This is a genomic window from Shouchella shacheensis (assembly GCF_001484965.1).
Lineage (GTDB): Bacteria > Bacillota > Bacilli > Bacillales > Bacillaceae_D > Shouchella > Shouchella shacheensis.
This window is the reverse complement of sequence record NZ_LLYY01000017.1, coordinates 1-15,608: the sequence shown is the minus strand read 5'-3', so window position 1 is coordinate 15,608 and position 15,608 is coordinate 1. Positions and strand designations below refer to the sequence as shown.

The window sequence follows — 15,608 nt, the reverse complement described above, 5'->3', positions numbered from 1 at the left end:
TAAAAGGCAAAACTCCTGTTATTTTCCGGGAGTTTATTTCAACAAATGCTGTGCTTTTTAGCGATCCTCAGCAAGCGATTCTAATAGCTCTGTCACATCGGCTCGACCTGGGTCGAGCGCACGTGCTTTTTGCAATAAGTCAACGGCCCGTGTGCGCTTGCCCTCTTCAAGGAGGAACTGACCATACTCGCTCAGAAAATCGGTGTCCTCATAAAACGTCGCGTATGCTTCTTCATACAGCTGTGCTGCCTGATGATACTCCTCCTGGTCCGCCCTGGCAAAGGCTTCATACCATGTGAGCATTGCATCGGTTTCTCCATAAGAGGAGGTATGCTCAAGCAGGTCAAGCAAATCCTCGCTTCTCTCCTGCGCGCGCAAGTAAGCAGACAGTGTTTGCAGAGCCTCCATATTTGACGGGTTCAGAGCAACGGCCTGTCTTAAGTAGCCCTCCGCTTGATCTAGATCTTGCTTCTTTAGAGATAGCTTACCCGCAAGGAGGTAAAGGGAATCATTGAATTCATCCATGCCCATGCCATCTCTTAGGACTTCTAGCGCCTCATCAAGACGGTTTTCAGCTTCATAAGCACGAGCCAGAGGGAGATAGACGCTTGTAAAATCAGCATCAAGTGTCTTTACCCCTTCCAGCTGCTCGATCGCGACGGTATAGTCGCCATGCTGATAGGCTGTGAAGCCAAAGTTAAACATTGTCGTCGGCGTAAATTCATCCTTTGCACTTTGTTGATACAGCGATAGAGCGTCTTCAAACTGGCCATTGGCACTGTAAGCTTCTGCAAGCTTTAACCCTACATTCACACCGCCAACATCTTCCTTCGTGTAATGCGCTTGCTTTAAGTAAGGAATGGCTTTATTGTATGCGCCTTGTTCCAAATAAAACTCGCCAAGAGCATAGGTTAGAATGATTTCTTCCGGTGCTTTTTCTCTGGCAAAAAGCAGCTTCTGCTCTGCAACCTCATCGAGCGCTTGAAGTTGATACAAATCAGCAAGCAAAAGCTGAGCTTGAAGAAACGCGTCGTCGTCTTCATGAATGTCAGAAAGCAACTCAATTGCCTCATCTTCCTTATCGGCATCAATCTTCATTTCTGCCGCGAGCACATAGAGACTGCCTTCATCTGGGTAAAGGACCATGAGTTCCTCGACCAACTTCTCGGCTTTTTCCACGTGTCCAAGCTCATAGAACAGCTCTGCCACTTGATATTTTTGCTCGTGATCGCTCGTATCCATCGCCTGGTCGAGAATTTCAAGACCCGCTTCCACATCTCCACGTTCAATGGCCTCTAAAACACGCTCTTGTAGGTTCACATTTGTTCCCTCTCTTTTTATCGATCCTCAGGAGTCATTCGCGTACATCCTTGTTCTGATATCGTACGCTAAACGCTCCCGTCTCATGACCATTTCGTCTTCTTTCCTCTATCATAATCAAGAAACACACGCGTTTCAACCAATCTGTTCGATGGCCGCGCGGGAATTTTTTTAAAAAAGATGTAGCAAAAGTGTTGACTTTGAAAGCGTTTACGTTTATATTTTAAGTAGCGTATGGTTTCTCTCCACTCCTATCCATACATTTTAGCTCATGTAGCTAACTCCTCTTCCTGTAAACGCTTACGTTTTACGCGGGAAGAGGAGTCTTTTTTTTGCTTATAAACCCAAAAAGCGCAGGCGGGTCGCTCAGAAGCGAGAATTTTGGAAGGCCTGGACTAGAAATCCCGATCTTGGATTTCGGGCCAGGACTGAAAAATCTCGAGCTTCTACCCGCCGGAGCTAGACAACACCGAAAAGCGCAGGCGGGTTGCCCAGAAGCGAGGATTTTGGAAGGCCTGCACTAGAAATCCCGTACTTGGATTTCAGGGCGGGACTGAAAAATCCCGAGCTTCTACCCGCCGGAGCTAGAAAAAAACGCCCCTGCGCTGCTCGCACAAAAGGCGTCTTCTTTATCCAGCTGCGGGCCCACTCGCTCGAGGTTTCTTCACGCCGCCAGTTCAAGTCAAGTTCGGACTTGATCTGCCGTCGCTCCAGAACTTGTCGCTCGTGAGCAGGGCGCCTTCGCTTTTTCTTCCTTGTAGGCGACGTAAGTCTTCAAAAAAGCGGGGGTAGGATACGGCAATCGCCTCGCTACCTGCAATTTCTACCTCACCATCTGCCACAAGGCCGGCAATCGCTAAAGCCATGCCGATCCGGTGATCTCCGTGCGAATCTACCGCTCCTCCTGACAGTTGGCTCGGGCCGTGGATGACCATGCCATCTTCGGTCGCCTCGATATCAGCTCCTAGCTTGCTGAGCTCACGAACGACCGTATCAATTCGATTCGTTTCCTTTACTTTCAGCTCCTCTGCATCGCGAATGACCGTCGTCCCATCAAGTTGCGTGGCCAGAACAGCAAGTACAGGAATTTCATCGATCAAACGAGGAATAAGGCTTCCTCCAATGGTTGTCGGTGCGAGCTTCCCTGAGCGAAGACGAATGTCACCGCTTCGCTCTCCACCCGTTGTCTTTTCATTTTCAATTTCAAGCTGCGCCCCCATCTCGCTGAGCACATCGATGATTCCTGCCCGTGTTGGATTGAGGCCAACTTTTTTAAGGATGACGTCGCTACCTTCAACAATGCTTGCCGCAACGAGAAAAAAGGCGGCGGATGAAATGTCCCCAGGGACATCAATGTCACACGCTTCGAGCGATTGACCACCTTCAATCGAAACGGTTTTTTCGTTGCGAGTCACCTTAACACCAAAGGCTTCAAGCATACGTTCGGTGTGGTCACGAGTGGCCTCGGGTTCCGTAACGGTGGTCGTCCCTCTTGCTTGCAAGCCGGCAAGGAGCACCGCCGATTTCACTTGCGCACTTGCCACAGGGGACGTATAGTGAATGGCAGTGAGCCCGCCGCCGCGAATGGAAAGTGGGGTTAAATTGCCATGATCTCGTCCTTCAATACTCGCCCCGAGTTCTTTCAATGGCTCGGTTACTCGAGCCATTGGGCGTTTGGCAATCGAGGCATCTCCGGCTACGGTTGCGTGAAACGGGCGACCGGTAAGAACGCCAAGCATGAGGCGAATCGTTGTACCAGAATTGCCGACATCGAGCACCTCATTTGGTTCCTTCAAGCCATCAAGCCCCGTACCACGAACATGCACAGTGTCATCGGTTTGTTGGACCTCGACACCCATTTTCCGGAAACAATCAATCGTACTCAGACAATCATCGCCGGGTAAAAAACCGCGAATAGAGGTGGTCCCATTTGCCATTGCTCCAAACATCACGGATCGATGTGAAATCGATTTATCTCCCGGAACTGTTAATTCTCCTTGCAAGCCCCGCGTCGCTTTCGTTACGACAGCTACTGCTCTATCTCCCATTTTCTTACCCCCTTAGACAACGTACGTTTCGTACATATGAGCCCCTAGCTGAATCTTCCCAAGCTCTCTATCTTCTTCGGAGCGAAAGCTAAGACGAAGGACACCCATAATATCTTCACGTGTTTCTAATATACGAATATTGGTAATGCTTATCTGTTTTTCGGCAAGCAGATGCGTCACATCGGAAATCACCCCGGGATGGTCAGGAACATCCACGTATAAATCATAGAACGATGGAATGGCTCCACGCTTGCGCACCGGCAAGCCTTCCCGAAACGATTTGGCATCTTCGAAATACCGATAAATGCCGTCGCCATCCTGTGCATCTATAAGCGAACGAATACGCTCCATTTCCACATCCCATTCATCGAGCAACCGTAGCATTTCCTCTTTGTTATGAAGCAGAACGTCACGCCACATCGTGGGAGACGCAGAGGCAATGCGCGTAATGTCGCGAAAGCCTCCAGCTGCTAGCTGAGCGACTTCAGGTTCATCCTTTTGCAAACGTTCGAGCTGGTGCACGAGGCTTGCGGCTATGATATGCGGAAAGTGGCTCACCGTCCCAGCCATGCGATCATGCTGGGCTGGGCTTAACGTCAAAAAGCGCGCCTTGGTCCCTTTTAGTAAATTTTGCAGGGCAATCATTGCTCGGCTCTCTACATTTGCAGGAGGGGTTAGCAAGTAAAAGGCGTTTTCAAATAAATGGGCTCTTGCTGCGCTAACGCCGGTTTTGTGGGAGCCTGCCATCGGATGCCCCCCAATAAAGTGGACATCCTTGCCTTCAAAACAAGCCGCCGCTGTAAAAATTTCTTGCTTCGTTGATCCGACATCGCTGATGATCACTCCGCTTTTTAGAGGAAGCCTGCAAAGCTCATCCAAAAGGGAGACGGTCCTAGTGACCGGTGTGGCAAGAATGATAAAGTCTACATCTTTTACACATTCCTCAACACTGGGAGCGATATGATCAATGACCCCAAGCGATTTGGAGATGTGCAGCTGCTCTGTGGAAATATCATAACCGATAACGGTCACATCGTGCTCACGTTTAATCGAAAGGGCGATGGAGCCCCCGATCAGTCCTATTCCAATGATTCCTACTCGTCGTTTCATCCTTGTCACTCCAACATAAAATCAATCAAATGTATGTCTAGCTCACACGCCTAGCCCAGGCAATATTTCGTTACTGACCTGCAAGAGCTCTCCATTTTCTTCTTCACTGCCTATGGAAATTCGAATCGCCGTTGGGTAGCCAAGCGCTTCTCCAGAACGAAGGATAAAGCCTTTTTCCAAGTAGGCTTGGAAGATCTTGTTTCCTAACACACCAGTCTCAATCAGCAAGAAATTCGTTTCCGAAGGATAGACGAATAGCCCGCGCCCTTCAAAATAAACGCGCAGACGCTCCCGTTCTTGGCGGTTTTTTTCTTTGCACTCGTTGATAAAGGTTTCGTCTTCGAGCGCTGCTGCGGCCGCAATATGACCAAGCGTATTGTTGTTAAACGGGGGGCGAACAGGGTCGACCGCCTGGGCAATCTCCTTTTGAGCCATACCGTACCCAACACGCAAAGCGGCAAGGCCATACGCCTTTGAAAACGTTCTGAGGACAACGAAGTTCGGATACTCTTTAAGAAGGTCAAGGCTTTTTGGATAGTCCTCACGTGCCACATATTCAAAATAAGCCTCATCGCAAACGACGATGCAAGACTCTGGCACACGCTGTAAAAAGTCGATCATGCTCGCTTCATCGAGAGCGACGCCATTTGGGTTGTTCGGGTTACACACCCAGACAATGCGCGTCGTCTCATCAATTGCAGCAAGCATCCCCTCTAAATCGTGGGATCCATCTTCCTTTACAGCTACTTCACGAATGATCGCCCCTTCGATCGTTGCATTCAGCTTGTATTGCGAAAAGGTCGGCGTCGCCATGACTGTGCTCGTCTCAGGTGTCAGAAAGGAGCGGCAAAAAAACTGAATCACTTCATCAGAGCCATTGCCAAGGATGAGCTGCTGTTTATCAAGTGCGTGTTTGGCAGCGAGTTTGTCTCTAAGTACAGTTCCATACCCGTCTGGATAGATCGAAGTGGCCGAAGCTGCGTGTGTAATCGCTTTGGCTACCAGAGGGGAAGCTCCATACGGGTTTTCGTTTGAGGCCATTTTCACGACTTTCGTCAAGCCGTAGTCTTGTTTTACCTCTTCGATTGGTTTGCCAGGCGCATAAGGAGGCAAGCCTTGAATTTGTTGTTTTGCGAACATCACGGCACCAACTCTCTCTTTCAATCTCCTTGTATCGTACGACGAAATGGCAGTGCTAGCAACTAGGTGCGCGACGTTTCCTTTTGCCCGCGAAGGTGGTCGACGAACGCTTGAATTTCAAGAAGAGCGGCCTCTCGTGTCCCCTCATGCTTCAAGTCTTCCGTGCGCCGGCCTACTTCTCTGACAATCGCACTTCCCACTACCACTCCGTCCGTCCATTCATTCATCTGCTCCACCTGCAAAGGCGTGGAAATGCCGAAGCCGACGACAAATGGGACGGAACTTTCCTTCCTCACTGTTTCCAGAAACGTCTGAATGTCCGGGTGCAGTTCACTTCTTGTGCCTGTGACGCCGAGCGACGACACACAATAAACGAAGCCCTGTGCCGCTCGCGCGATTTTTTCCACACGCGCTTTGGATGTTGGAGCAACAAGAGATATCACAGCAAGATCATTTCGTGCGCAGAGCCCCGCAAGTTCCTCGCTTTCTTCAAACGGCAAGTCAGGCACAAGCACGCCGTCGATTCCCAGCCCCCCCGCCTCTTTGCAAAAACGCTCATAGCCATACTGCAGCAACGGATTGGCATAGGTGAACACAATCACCGGAATGGTAAGCCCACGCGCTCTCATCTTGGGCACAAGACGCAAGGCTTTCTCTAACGACATCCCTCCAGCCAGCGCACGCTTGGACGCCTCCTGAATCGTCGGACCGTCTGCCAGCGGATCCGAATACGGAATGCCAAGTTCTAGCACACTTGCCCCGCTTTCTTCAAGCTTGAGAGCGAGCTCAATCGTCGCTTCTGCAACCGGGTCGCCGGCGGTAATGAACGGAATAAACAGCGGCTTTTTCTCTAAGGCGTTTGTTAGACGCTGACTCATGACTCCTCACCCCCGAAATGCTCATGAAGCGTGTGCATGTCTTTATCGCCTCGCCCGGACAAACAGACAAGCACCGTCTCCTCTTGGCTCATGGTCTTCGCTTTTTCAATCGCTGCCGCAAGGGCGTGAGCAGACTCCACGGCCGGGATAATGCCTTCCTTTTTCGACACATAGGCAAGCGCATCAAGCGCCTCTTTATCCGTGACGGATTCATAATTCACGCGTCCGCTATGAGCAAGATAGGCGTGCTCTGGTCCTACACCCGGATAGTCGAGCCCGGCAGAAATCGAATAGGGTTCCGTTATCTGCCCAGATTCATCCTGGAGCAAATACGTCAACGATCCATGAATGATGCCCTGATTCCCTTTGGAAATGGTGGCTGCATGCTGATTTGTCTCCACCCCAAGTCCGGCTGCCTCGACGCCCGTGAGCGCTACATCATCCTCAAGAAACGGGTAAAACATGCCAATCGCGTTGCTACCGCCACCGACGCAGGCAATCGTTTGATCCGGCAACCGGCCTGTGACCTCGAGCATCTGTTGTTTGGCCTCATCGCCAATAATGCGCTGGAAGTTTCGCACCATTTTCGGATAGGGGTGCGGACCAACAACGGAGCCAATGAGGTAGAAGGTATCAAGTGCGTTTGCCACCCAGTAGCGAATCGCCTCATTTGTCGCGTCTTTCAGCGTCTGACTGCCGGACTCCGCCGGTACCACCTTGGCACCGAGAAGTTCCATGCGAAAGACGTTCAGTGCTTGGCGGCGCATGTCTTCCGTGCCCATGTAGACGATGCACTCCAAGCCGTAACGAGCCGCGATCGTTGCTGTGGCCACTCCGTGCTGCCCCGCACCCGTCTCCGCAACGAGCTTCTTCTTGCCCATCCGTTTGGCAAGCAGTGCCTGCCCAATCGCATTGTTGAGCTTGTGAGCGCCCGTGTGGAGCAAATCCTCCCGCTTCAAATAAATCCGGGCTCCTCCTAATTCTTCGCTTAGGTTTTTCGCATAAGTAAGGGGCGTCTCTCTGCCAGCAAATTCACGCAGTTCGTTTTGTAGCTCTTGTTGGAACGCTTCATCCTTCGTAGCTGCCTCTAGCGCTTGCTCAAGCTCCTCAATGACGCTCATCAACGTTTCTGGCACGTATTTGCCGCCAAACGGTCCGAATCGTCCTCGTTTATCTGGAATTGTCGTCATGCTCTCATCCCCATTTCTGACTCTAACTCTCTCATCCGCTGTAGACTTTTTCGTCCGTCTTTTTCAATCCCGCTTGATACATCAATCCCATCAGGATCGTAGGCTAGAAGGCTAGCGATATTTTCAGGCGTAATCCCTCCAGCAATGAAAATAGGCACCCCCTGGCGCCGGCCTTCCTCGATATAGCGGGGAACATGAGCCCAGTCAAACGATTCTCCTGTCCCTCCCCACTCATCGGCAACGTTGCAGTCCACCACATAGCCATCGGCGACGGCATCAAAGCGTTGCATCTCGGATAAAGCGTCACTTGAATGATGGATCGCCTTCCAGACGGGTAGCCCCGTCTCCTCTTTCACCTGCTGGATCGTTTCAGGATTTTCTTTTCCGTGACACTGAATCACATCGATCGCTACCCCACATACGGTTTCTGCAATCACCTTGGGCTCTTCGTGCACGAAAAGCGCCACGGCTTTCTTTCCCCCTAGCTGCCCGGAAGCAAGCCACTGGGCCACCGAGTCGCGCGTGACTTGGCGCTTGCTCTTTGCAAACACAAACCCGACGTAGTCCGAGCGTCCCGCAGCCGCCGCCGAAACATCGTCCGCATGGTGGAGCCCACAGTATTTAAGCTTCATGGCCGGACTTTTCTCCGTAAAACAACGTCGTTATAGCGGCGGCCTGATCCTCACTACGCATCAGCGATTCACCTACGAGCACCGCTTTCGCCCCTGCTGAGCGCACACGCTCGATGTCTGCGGACGTGTGGATCCCGCTTTCGCTGACAATCACCACGCCCTCTGGAATGAGGGAGGCCATCTTTTCGGTTTGCGTGAGAGAGGTCTTGAAGGTTTTTAAGTCACGGTTGTTCACGCCAATTATTTCCGGTGTGAACACAGCGAGCAGTTCTTTGAGCTCTTCTTCGCTATGCACTTCCACTAGGCATTCCAGCCCACTCTCATACGCCTTTACATACAGCTCATGCAGCGTATGGATGTCGATAGCGCCGACAATGAGTAGCAGCGCATCAGCACCTGCGCGTGCCGTCTCCTCCACTTGAAGGGGAGAGATGATAAAGTCCTTGCGCAAAACAGGAAGCGAGACGCTCTGTTTCACTTCTTCGATATAAGAAAGATGACCCTGAAAATAGGAAACATCGGTAAGCACACTAATCGCGCTTGCCCCTCCCTTTTCGTATCCCATTGCAATTTGACGCGGCTCGAACTTCTCACAAATGATGCCTTTGGAAGGAGATGCTTTTTTCACCTCAGCAATTAAGCCGAGCGGGTGTACGGACTGAAGCAATGCCTTCTTTAGCGAGAAGTGTGTCGTCTCCACTTGCGCTGGCAAAACGAGTGAATCTAGCTCTTTCTCTTTCGTTGCCAAAATGTTAGTAAGCATGTTTCGCACCTTCTCTTTCTACTTGCATGCGCTCTACGTAGCGAAGCGTCTGCTGTTGTTGGATCGCCTTCTGTGCCTGATGAACCCCTTCTGCGATGGAAGAGGCGCGGTCAGCGGCGTACAGCGCTGCTCCAGCATTCAAGGCCACAATGGAGGTCGCAGCCTCATTCGCTCTGTTTTGCAAGATATCGCGAATCAACGAAGCACTTTCAAAAGGAGTTTCCACTTGAATGTCTTCGAGTCGTCCGCGGTTGAGCCCTACATCTTTAGGCGAGAGCGTAAAGGTCGTCAGCTCTTCTTCCCGGACTTCTACCACCTGTGTCTCGCCGTGAATGGCACATTCGTCGAGCCCATCCGCCCCGGTTACAAGGAGCGCATGTTTCGTTCCGAGTCTTTGCAAGGCCTCGCCCATCTTCTTGGCGACATCAAAATCATAGACCCCAATCAGCTGATGCTGTGCTCTTGCTGGATTGGTTAGCGGTCCGAGGATATTGAAAATCGTGCGGAACCCAATTTCCTTACGCGGGCTCACCGCATGTTTCATCGACTGATGGTACAGCGGCGCAAATAAAAAGCAAAGGTGGTTTGTAGCAAGCTGTTTCGCTGCTTCTTCGCTGCTTGATTGAATGTCCACACCAAGCTGTTCCAGAACATCCGCACTCCCGCTTTTGGAGGAAACAGAACGATTGCCATGTTTCGCCACAGGAACATCCAGCGAGGCAAGCACGAGAGCCGTCGCCGTTGAGATATTAAACGTTCCAAGGCTGTCTCCTCCCGTGCCACAGGTGTCGATCACACCAGGCAGTGTATGAGGCAAAGCGGTCGCAAAGCTGCGCATGCCTCTGGCGAATCCCGTGATTTCGTCCGCCGTCTCGCCGCGGAAGCGCAGCACGGTAAGAATGCTTGCAATTTGGCTTGGGGTCGCTTCCCCGTTCATGATGGCATTCATAAGCACTTCTGCTTCATGCTCCATCAAGGTTTCGTGGTTCATGCATTTGGTTAGCATTTCTTTGATCACGGGCGCCCCACCTCTTCCGTTGCAAACATTTCCTCGGCCACTTCGATCGCATGAATCAAAGCGCGGGCCTTGCTGCGTGTCTCCTCATACTCAAGTTCCGGCACTGAATCAGCGACGATCCCGGCGCCCGCCTGAATATGGGCTTTGTTGTTTTCAACAACCATCGTTCGAATCGCAATGCATGAATCTAAATTGCCGTCAAAGCCAAGGTAGGCAATTGCTCCTCCGTAGAGGCCGCGCCTTGTCGGCTCGAGTTCCTGTAAGATTTCCATTGCGCGAATCTTCGGGGCGCCAGACAATGTCCCGGCCGGAAAAGCTGCTGCCAGGGCGTCGTAAGCGGTGTAGCCTTCCGCCAGCCCCCCCGTGACTTTGGAAACAATATGCATCACATGCGAAAACTTGCCGATCTCTGCGAGCGTTGGCACAGACACCGTCCCATAAGTGGCAACGCGGCCAACGTCGTTGCGAGCTAGGTCCACAAGCATGTGGTGCTCCGCCTGTTCTTTGTCATCGGCAAGCAGTTCCTCTTCAAGAAGAGCATCCTCTGTCTCTGTGGCGCCTCGTTTTCGCGTGCCGGCAATCGGGTGGATCTCCACATGACGACCATTGACTTGCACGAGTTTTTCCGGAGAACTGCCCACTACCTCGCGGCCGCCAATACGCAAATAGAACATGTACGGAGATGGGTTGATATAGCGCAACACACGGTATAGTTGCAGCCCACTGACACGAACGGGAACGGTAAACCGTTGGGAAAGCACCGCCTGGAAGATATCGCCTGCGCGAATGTATTCCTGAATGGCTCGCACATCTCGCATGTACGCTTCTTTTGTATAGGTGGAGTCAACGACCGCTTGCTTTTTTGGACCTTCCGTCATCCGAGTCAGACCGGTCGCCTCAGGCTGCTCTAAGCGCTCGAGCAGTTGGGCCACTTTGTCTTTCGCGGCATAGAAGGCTTCTTTCGCCCGTTTTTGATCGTTTGTCACAAGGTGGATCACGGTTAATTTCTTGGACTTATGCTCATAGGCAAGCAGCGTTTCACAAAATAAAAAATGATAGTGCGGAACGGTGTTCTCTCTCCCTCGAGCAAGCGTTGGCTCGATTGTCTCAATCGCATCGTAGCTCATGAAGCCAACCGCCCCGCCTCGAAAAGGGATCTGCCCTTCCGTCGGTTCTGGATTGATGATTTCAAAGGTTTCCGCGAGCGTTTGCTCAAATGTGGTACCGGAAACAAGCTCTTCGCCGGTATGACAAACGGTTGCCGCATAGCGCCCGTCTTTCTCCATAAACTCATACTTCGGCGTAAGCCCGATAAATGAATAGTTCGCCCATTCTGATTCAGCGTCACCGCTCTCTAGGATAAACGCCGCTTCTCGTTCAAAGGTTTGAAAAATTTGGATTGGTGTTAAGCCATCTGCAAACACGTGCTCGACATAGAAGCTCGTGCGATACGCGCTGTAAGAAACGCTGAATGACTCATAAGAGGTTTCCTTCACAATCACTCACTCCTTAAGTGGTGAAAATGAAGAGCGGGGAGGGTATACATACAAGGATCTATGGAACTATGAAAAACCCACTTCCAAACAAGAGGTTCCTCTATAGATGTGCTATTGCCTTGTAACTACTCAGCTCAACTGAACTCCGCTCTGCTCATTCTCATCTTTTCGTCTTCTCTCTGCTCTTGCGGCTACCTTCTATGGCAACCCTTGGCGAGTAGTGTACCTTATCCCCCCGCGCTCGTCAAGGTCATTCTGCGCCCATATTTTACAGGGAAGTTGTGCGTGGCATGCACCCCGCTCCTTTGACTCTAGCGCCCCGCTAAATCCGGACGAAGCGCCTTGGCTTCGTGCAGAAAGATGTGTTCCACCTCAGCCTGTGTCTTCGTTGTGTTCACCGTCATCATGACGCGAATGCAAAGAGGCAAGCTCCCTTCAACGGAAATTTCCCTCGCGCACATCACTGGGACAAGCTCCCAGTCATTGAGTTTTCTAAGGGCCCGGGCAGGAAACGCCGCATCAATGTCTGCTGTCGTTGTCACAAGGACCTGAGCGACCTCTTCTGGCTTAATGCCGTTCTTTTTAACCATTTCCCTGACGAGCTCTTCTGTAGAATCGATGATTTTCTCCGCATTGTTTGCACTTACGGTTGTGGCTCCACGTATACCTCTGACCACTGTTCACACCCCCATCTCTTCTAGCAAGCATTCACGAACGAACGCCTGATCCAATTCTCTTGTATACGCGCTCCCCACCTTGTCTAGAAGCACCATCACGATCGTCCCCGCCGTCGCTTTTTTGTCTTTTTGCATAAGGGAGAGGAGCGTCTCCGCATCCAACCCTGCTGGCATTTCTGTTTGGTAGCCAAGCGTTTGATACCAAGACGTCAGCTCAGCAATCGGCAGCGTACACGGCTTGAACTTCTCACTCATGCGCATGGCAAACAGCGTCCCTATCGCTATCGCTTCCCCGTGAGTGATCGTGCCGTAGCCAAGGGCAGACTCAAGCGCATGGCCGAGCGTATGACCGAGATTCAAGTACGCACGAATCCCCTCCTCCTTTTCATCCTCCGCCACAATCTCTGCCTTGATTTCAATCGCTCGTCGGACCATTTCATCCAAACTCTTCGGCTCAATCGTTGTCAGTTTTTTTACGTGCTCGTTTAGCCATTGATAAAACGCAAAATCTCGAATGAGGCCTAATTTAACAATTTCTGCAAAACCAGAGCGCCATTCTTTCTCAGGGAGTGTGTAAAGCAAGCTCGTATCATACAAAACCGCTTCCGGCTGATGAAAGACACCGACCATATTCTTTCCCGCGGGGAGGTTAATCGCCACTTTTCCACCGACACTGGAATCGTGGGCAAGCAGGGTCGTGGGCATTTGCACAAATCGAACCCCACGCATATAAGTCCCTGCTACAAATCCGGCAATATCGCCAACCACGCCCCCGCCGAGCGCAATCACCACCGACTTGCGATCGAGTCCAGAGGAAAGCGCTGCTTGCAGCAGCTGCTCGTAACTTTGAAAAGACTTGGAGGCTTCTCCCGCTTCAATCACGGCCGAATACACCGGCACCGTCTCTTCAAAGCTCTCAAGTACTTGATCCAAATAGCGAGACGCCACTTCCTGGTCGGTGATCACAAAGTACGATGAAGCCGGGGCAAGACGTGCAATGATCTCACCTGCTTTTTGCGCTATCCCTGACTCAATCTGCACGTCATACGATTTTGATGGCGTTAATACAGGCACACGCATGGCTTAAAATTCCCTCGCTTCCTCATTATGACGAGCAATATGGGCCGCGATCGTGTCAACTTTGTCTGCGCCAAACGATTCGAGCAGCGCTTTTGCTACTTCCCACGCGACCACATTTTCACAGACGACCGAAGCCGCGGGCACCGCACAGCTATCGGAACGCTCGACGCTTGCTGAAAAAGCTTCCTTGGAATCAATGTCCACACTTTGGAGCGGTTTATAGAGGGTCGGAATTGGCTTCATGACACCTTTAATCACAATCGGCATCCCATTCGTCATCCCACCTTCGAACCCTCCTAAATTGTTCGTTTTCCGGCTATAGCCTTGTTCTTCATCCCAGGTAATTTCGTCGTGCACCCTGCTCCCAGGCAACCGCGCTGCTTCAAAACCAATGCCCACTTCCACGCCTTTAAAGGCGTTAATGCTCATAACAGCAGCGGCAATTTTCGCATCAAGCTTTCGGTCATATTGAACATGGCTCCCGAGCCCAATCGGCACGCCTTCAATCACAACCTCAACGACTCCACCAATGGAATCTCCGTCCTGCTTGGCCTGGTCAATTGCTGCCATCATCTGCTCTCCCGCTTGCTCATCAAGACAGCGGACCGGCGATGCTTCAGAGCGTTCACGCAGATCCGTCATGGAAGAATAAGAGGTATCTACAGCGCGTATTCCTCCTATTTCTAGCACATGCCCGCCAACTTGAATGTCAAATGTACGCAAGAGTTGCTTGGCGAGCGCCCCAGCAGCTACGCGAACCGTCGTCTCACGAGCCGACGAGCGCTCGAGTACATTGCGCATATCCCGATGGCCATACTTGATCGCGCCATTTAAGTCCGCATGACCCGGACGGGGCCTTGTGACTTTGCGTTTGATTTTTTCTGCCTCTTCGTCGCTGATGGGCGCTGCCCCCATCACCTTTGTCCAGTTTTTCCAGTCCTTGTTCTCCACCACAAGGGCGATCGGAGCACCCGTGGTTTTCCCGTGGCGCACGCCGCTCGTGATTTGAACTTGGTCCTTCTCGATCTTCATCCGCCTGCCGCGTCCATAGCCGCCTTGCCTGCGCGCAAGCTCAGCATTAATATCTTCAGCTACAAGCTGGAGCTGAGCCGGGACCCCTTCTATAATGGTCGTAAGCTGTGGTCCATGTGATTCTCCAGCTGTTAAATACCTCATGCTCAACATCCTTTCGCTACTATGTATCCCATCCAACGCTTTATCGCTTTTGTGCGTTAAATTATAACATGATTCCTGCTAAATGTCTTTAAAAATCAAACTACTTTCTGGTAAAAAAATGGCTCGATCGATTGAAAGCCGTGCTGCTCGGGGCGAAACATTTGCTCCGTGCTGCCTACAAATAGAACGCCGCCGACAGCGAGCGAACGAGCAAAGCGTTTGTAGATGTCTTGCTTGGCTTCTTCCGTAAAGTAGATTAGCACGTTGCGACAGACGATTAAGTCGCATTCCCTCGGGTAAGGATCGGAAAGCAGATTGAGTCGCTTAAATAAAACACGCGATCGTATCGACGGGATCACCTTATACGAGCCGTCCCCTCGCCTGTCCATATAGACACGCCGGACCGAAGCGGGCATTTCCTTTAAGGCTCGTTCATCATAAATCGCTTGCTCCGCTCGCTCCGTCATGCTAGCGTCAAGATCCGTCGCGAACAACTTGCCTTCTTTTAGTGGAATTCCCATCTCGTCTAGTACCATCGCGAGTGTATAGGGCTCCTCCCCAGAAGAACAAGCCGCGCTCCATACCTTTAACGCGGAGGTGTTTGGAAGTTTGGGAAGAACCCTTGTTTTCAGCTGCTCCCAACGAGCATAATTCCGGTAAAACGAGGAAACATTGATGGTCATCCTGTCCAGGCATTCCTCGACAAGCCATGGGTTCGAACAGAGAGCTTCAGCGTAGGCCCGAAGATTCGCGTAGCCAGACCGCTCACCAAGGGCCGCAAGGCGACGCTCCATCTGCGGCTGCTTATACAGTCGTAAGTTCACCCCTGTTAGTGTATGTACCTGCTTGACGAAAAATTGATAGTCATCGTTCATGCGCGTCCTCCGATAGTAGGGTCTTGGTTTTTATCATACAGGAGTGAGGCAAATAGGGGAAGGTTGATTTCGAGCGTCTCCAACTATGGCCGTCGAGAGATGGGGCAGGTCTTGTTCCTCGGCGGCGGTTGAGTTAATAGTGGAAAGAAAAAAGACAATCAAAACCACCCGTGGTAACGGGTGGTTTGCTCTGCGGCTGAAAGCC

General features: G+C 51.5%; 13 protein-coding genes and 1 pseudogene. All 14 read right to left on the bottom strand.

Annotated elements, in window-relative coordinates; translation table 11 throughout:
- Positions 1-57: 57 nt before the first annotated feature.
- A complete protein-coding gene (locus tag AVZ68_RS13670) occupies positions 58-1,320 on the bottom strand; it encodes a tetratricopeptide repeat protein (RefSeq protein WP_059105122.1) in 1,263 nt (420 codons plus the stop codon).
- Between the two features lie 758 nt (positions 1,321-2,078).
- Positions 2,079-3,368: pseudogene (gene aroA / locus AVZ68_RS13660) on the bottom strand (3-phosphoshikimate 1-carboxyvinyltransferase); the annotation flags it as partial.
- Between the two features lie 12 nt (positions 3,369-3,380).
- Positions 3,381-4,478, bottom strand: a complete 1,098-nt coding sequence (locus AVZ68_RS13655; RefSeq protein WP_059105120.1) for a prephenate dehydrogenase — start codon at positions 4,476-4,478, stop codon at positions 3,381-3,383.
- A gap of 42 nt (positions 4,479-4,520) precedes the next feature.
- Positions 4,521-5,618: a histidinol-phosphate transaminase gene (gene hisC, locus AVZ68_RS13650; RefSeq protein ID WP_059105187.1), complete on the bottom strand. Its 1,098-nt coding sequence runs from the start codon at positions 5,616-5,618 to the stop codon at positions 4,521-4,523.
- Between the two features lie 62 nt (positions 5,619-5,680).
- Positions 5,681-6,496 carry a tryptophan synthase subunit alpha gene (trpA, locus tag AVZ68_RS13645; protein ID WP_059105119.1) on the bottom strand — a complete coding sequence of 272 codons (816 nt, stop codon included), beginning with the start codon at positions 6,494-6,496 and terminating at the stop codon, positions 5,681-5,683.
- On the bottom strand, positions 6,493-7,686 hold the full coding sequence (gene trpB / locus AVZ68_RS13640; RefSeq protein WP_059105118.1) for a tryptophan synthase subunit beta: 1,194 nt from the start codon (positions 7,684-7,686) through the stop codon (positions 6,493-6,495). Before trpB ends, trpA begins: the two co-directional genes overlap by 4 nt.
- Positions 7,683-8,318 (bottom strand): phosphoribosylanthranilate isomerase, encoded by a 636-nt coding sequence (locus AVZ68_RS13635; protein WP_059105117.1) that lies wholly within the window; start codon positions 8,316-8,318, stop codon positions 7,683-7,685. The genes trpB and AVZ68_RS13635 overlap by 4 nt, the downstream gene beginning before the upstream one ends.
- The gene (gene trpC / locus AVZ68_RS13630) at positions 8,308-9,081 is read right to left on the bottom strand and encodes an indole-3-glycerol phosphate synthase TrpC (protein ID WP_059105116.1); all 774 of its coding nucleotides are present in this window, start codon (positions 9,079-9,081) and stop codon (positions 8,308-8,310) included. The genes AVZ68_RS13635 and trpC overlap by 11 nt, the downstream gene beginning before the upstream one ends.
- Entirely contained in the window at positions 9,071-10,099 is a 1,029-nt protein-coding gene (gene trpD / locus AVZ68_RS13625; RefSeq protein ID WP_059105115.1) for an anthranilate phosphoribosyltransferase, read from the bottom strand. Before trpD ends, trpC begins: the two co-directional genes overlap by 11 nt.
- Positions 10,096-11,595: an anthranilate synthase component I gene (gene trpE, locus AVZ68_RS13620; RefSeq protein ID WP_059105114.1), complete on the bottom strand. Its 1,500-nt coding sequence runs from the start codon at positions 11,593-11,595 to the stop codon at positions 10,096-10,098. The genes trpD and trpE overlap by 4 nt, the downstream gene beginning before the upstream one ends.
- Before the next feature lie 311 nt (positions 11,596-11,906).
- Complete coding sequence (aroH, locus tag AVZ68_RS13615) at positions 11,907-12,272, bottom strand: chorismate mutase (RefSeq protein WP_059105113.1); 366 nt, start codon at positions 12,270-12,272, stop codon at positions 11,907-11,909.
- A gap of 3 nt (positions 12,273-12,275) precedes the next feature.
- Complete coding sequence (aroB, locus tag AVZ68_RS13610; protein ID WP_059105112.1) at positions 12,276-13,352, bottom strand: 3-dehydroquinate synthase; 1,077 nt, start codon at positions 13,350-13,352, stop codon at positions 12,276-12,278.
- Positions 13,353-13,355: 3 nt separating this feature from the next.
- Complete coding sequence (aroC, locus tag AVZ68_RS13605) at positions 13,356-14,528, bottom strand: chorismate synthase (protein WP_059105111.1); 1,173 nt, start codon at positions 14,526-14,528, stop codon at positions 13,356-13,358.
- 95 nt (positions 14,529-14,623) lie between these two features.
- The gene (locus tag AVZ68_RS13600; protein ID WP_059105110.1) at positions 14,624-15,403 is read right to left on the bottom strand and encodes a CheR family methyltransferase; all 780 of its coding nucleotides are present in this window, start codon (positions 15,401-15,403) and stop codon (positions 14,624-14,626) included.
- Positions 15,404-15,608 lie beyond the last annotated feature (205 nt).

Coding starts and splice junctions, on each gene's coding strand:
- AVZ68_RS13655 (WP_059105120.1), bottom strand. CDS start 4,478: ATGAAACGACGAGTAGGAATCATTGGAATAGGACTGATCGGGGGCTCC.
- hisC (WP_059105187.1), bottom strand. CDS start 5,618: ATGTTCGCAAAACAACAAATTCAAGGCTTGCCTCCTTATGCGCCTGGC.
- trpA (WP_059105119.1), bottom strand. CDS start 6,496: ATGAGTCAGCGTCTAACAAACGCCTTAGAGAAAAAGCCGCTGTTTATT.
- trpB (WP_059105118.1), bottom strand. CDS start 7,686: ATGACGACAATTCCAGATAAACGAGGACGATTCGGACCGTTTGGCGGC.
- AVZ68_RS13635 (WP_059105117.1), bottom strand. CDS start 8,318: ATGAAGCTTAAATACTGTGGGCTCCACCATGCGGACGATGTTTCGGCG.
- trpC (WP_059105116.1), bottom strand. CDS start 9,081: ATGCTTACTAACATTTTGGCAACGAAAGAGAAAGAGCTAGATTCACTC.
- aroB (WP_059105112.1), bottom strand. CDS start 13,352: ATGCGTGTGCCTGTATTAACGCCATCAAAATCGTATGACGTGCAGATT.
- aroC (WP_059105111.1), bottom strand. CDS start 14,528: ATGAGGTATTTAACAGCTGGAGAATCACATGGACCACAGCTTACGACC.
- AVZ68_RS13600 (WP_059105110.1), bottom strand. CDS start 15,403: ATGAACGATGACTATCAATTTTTCGTCAAGCAGGTACATACACTAACA.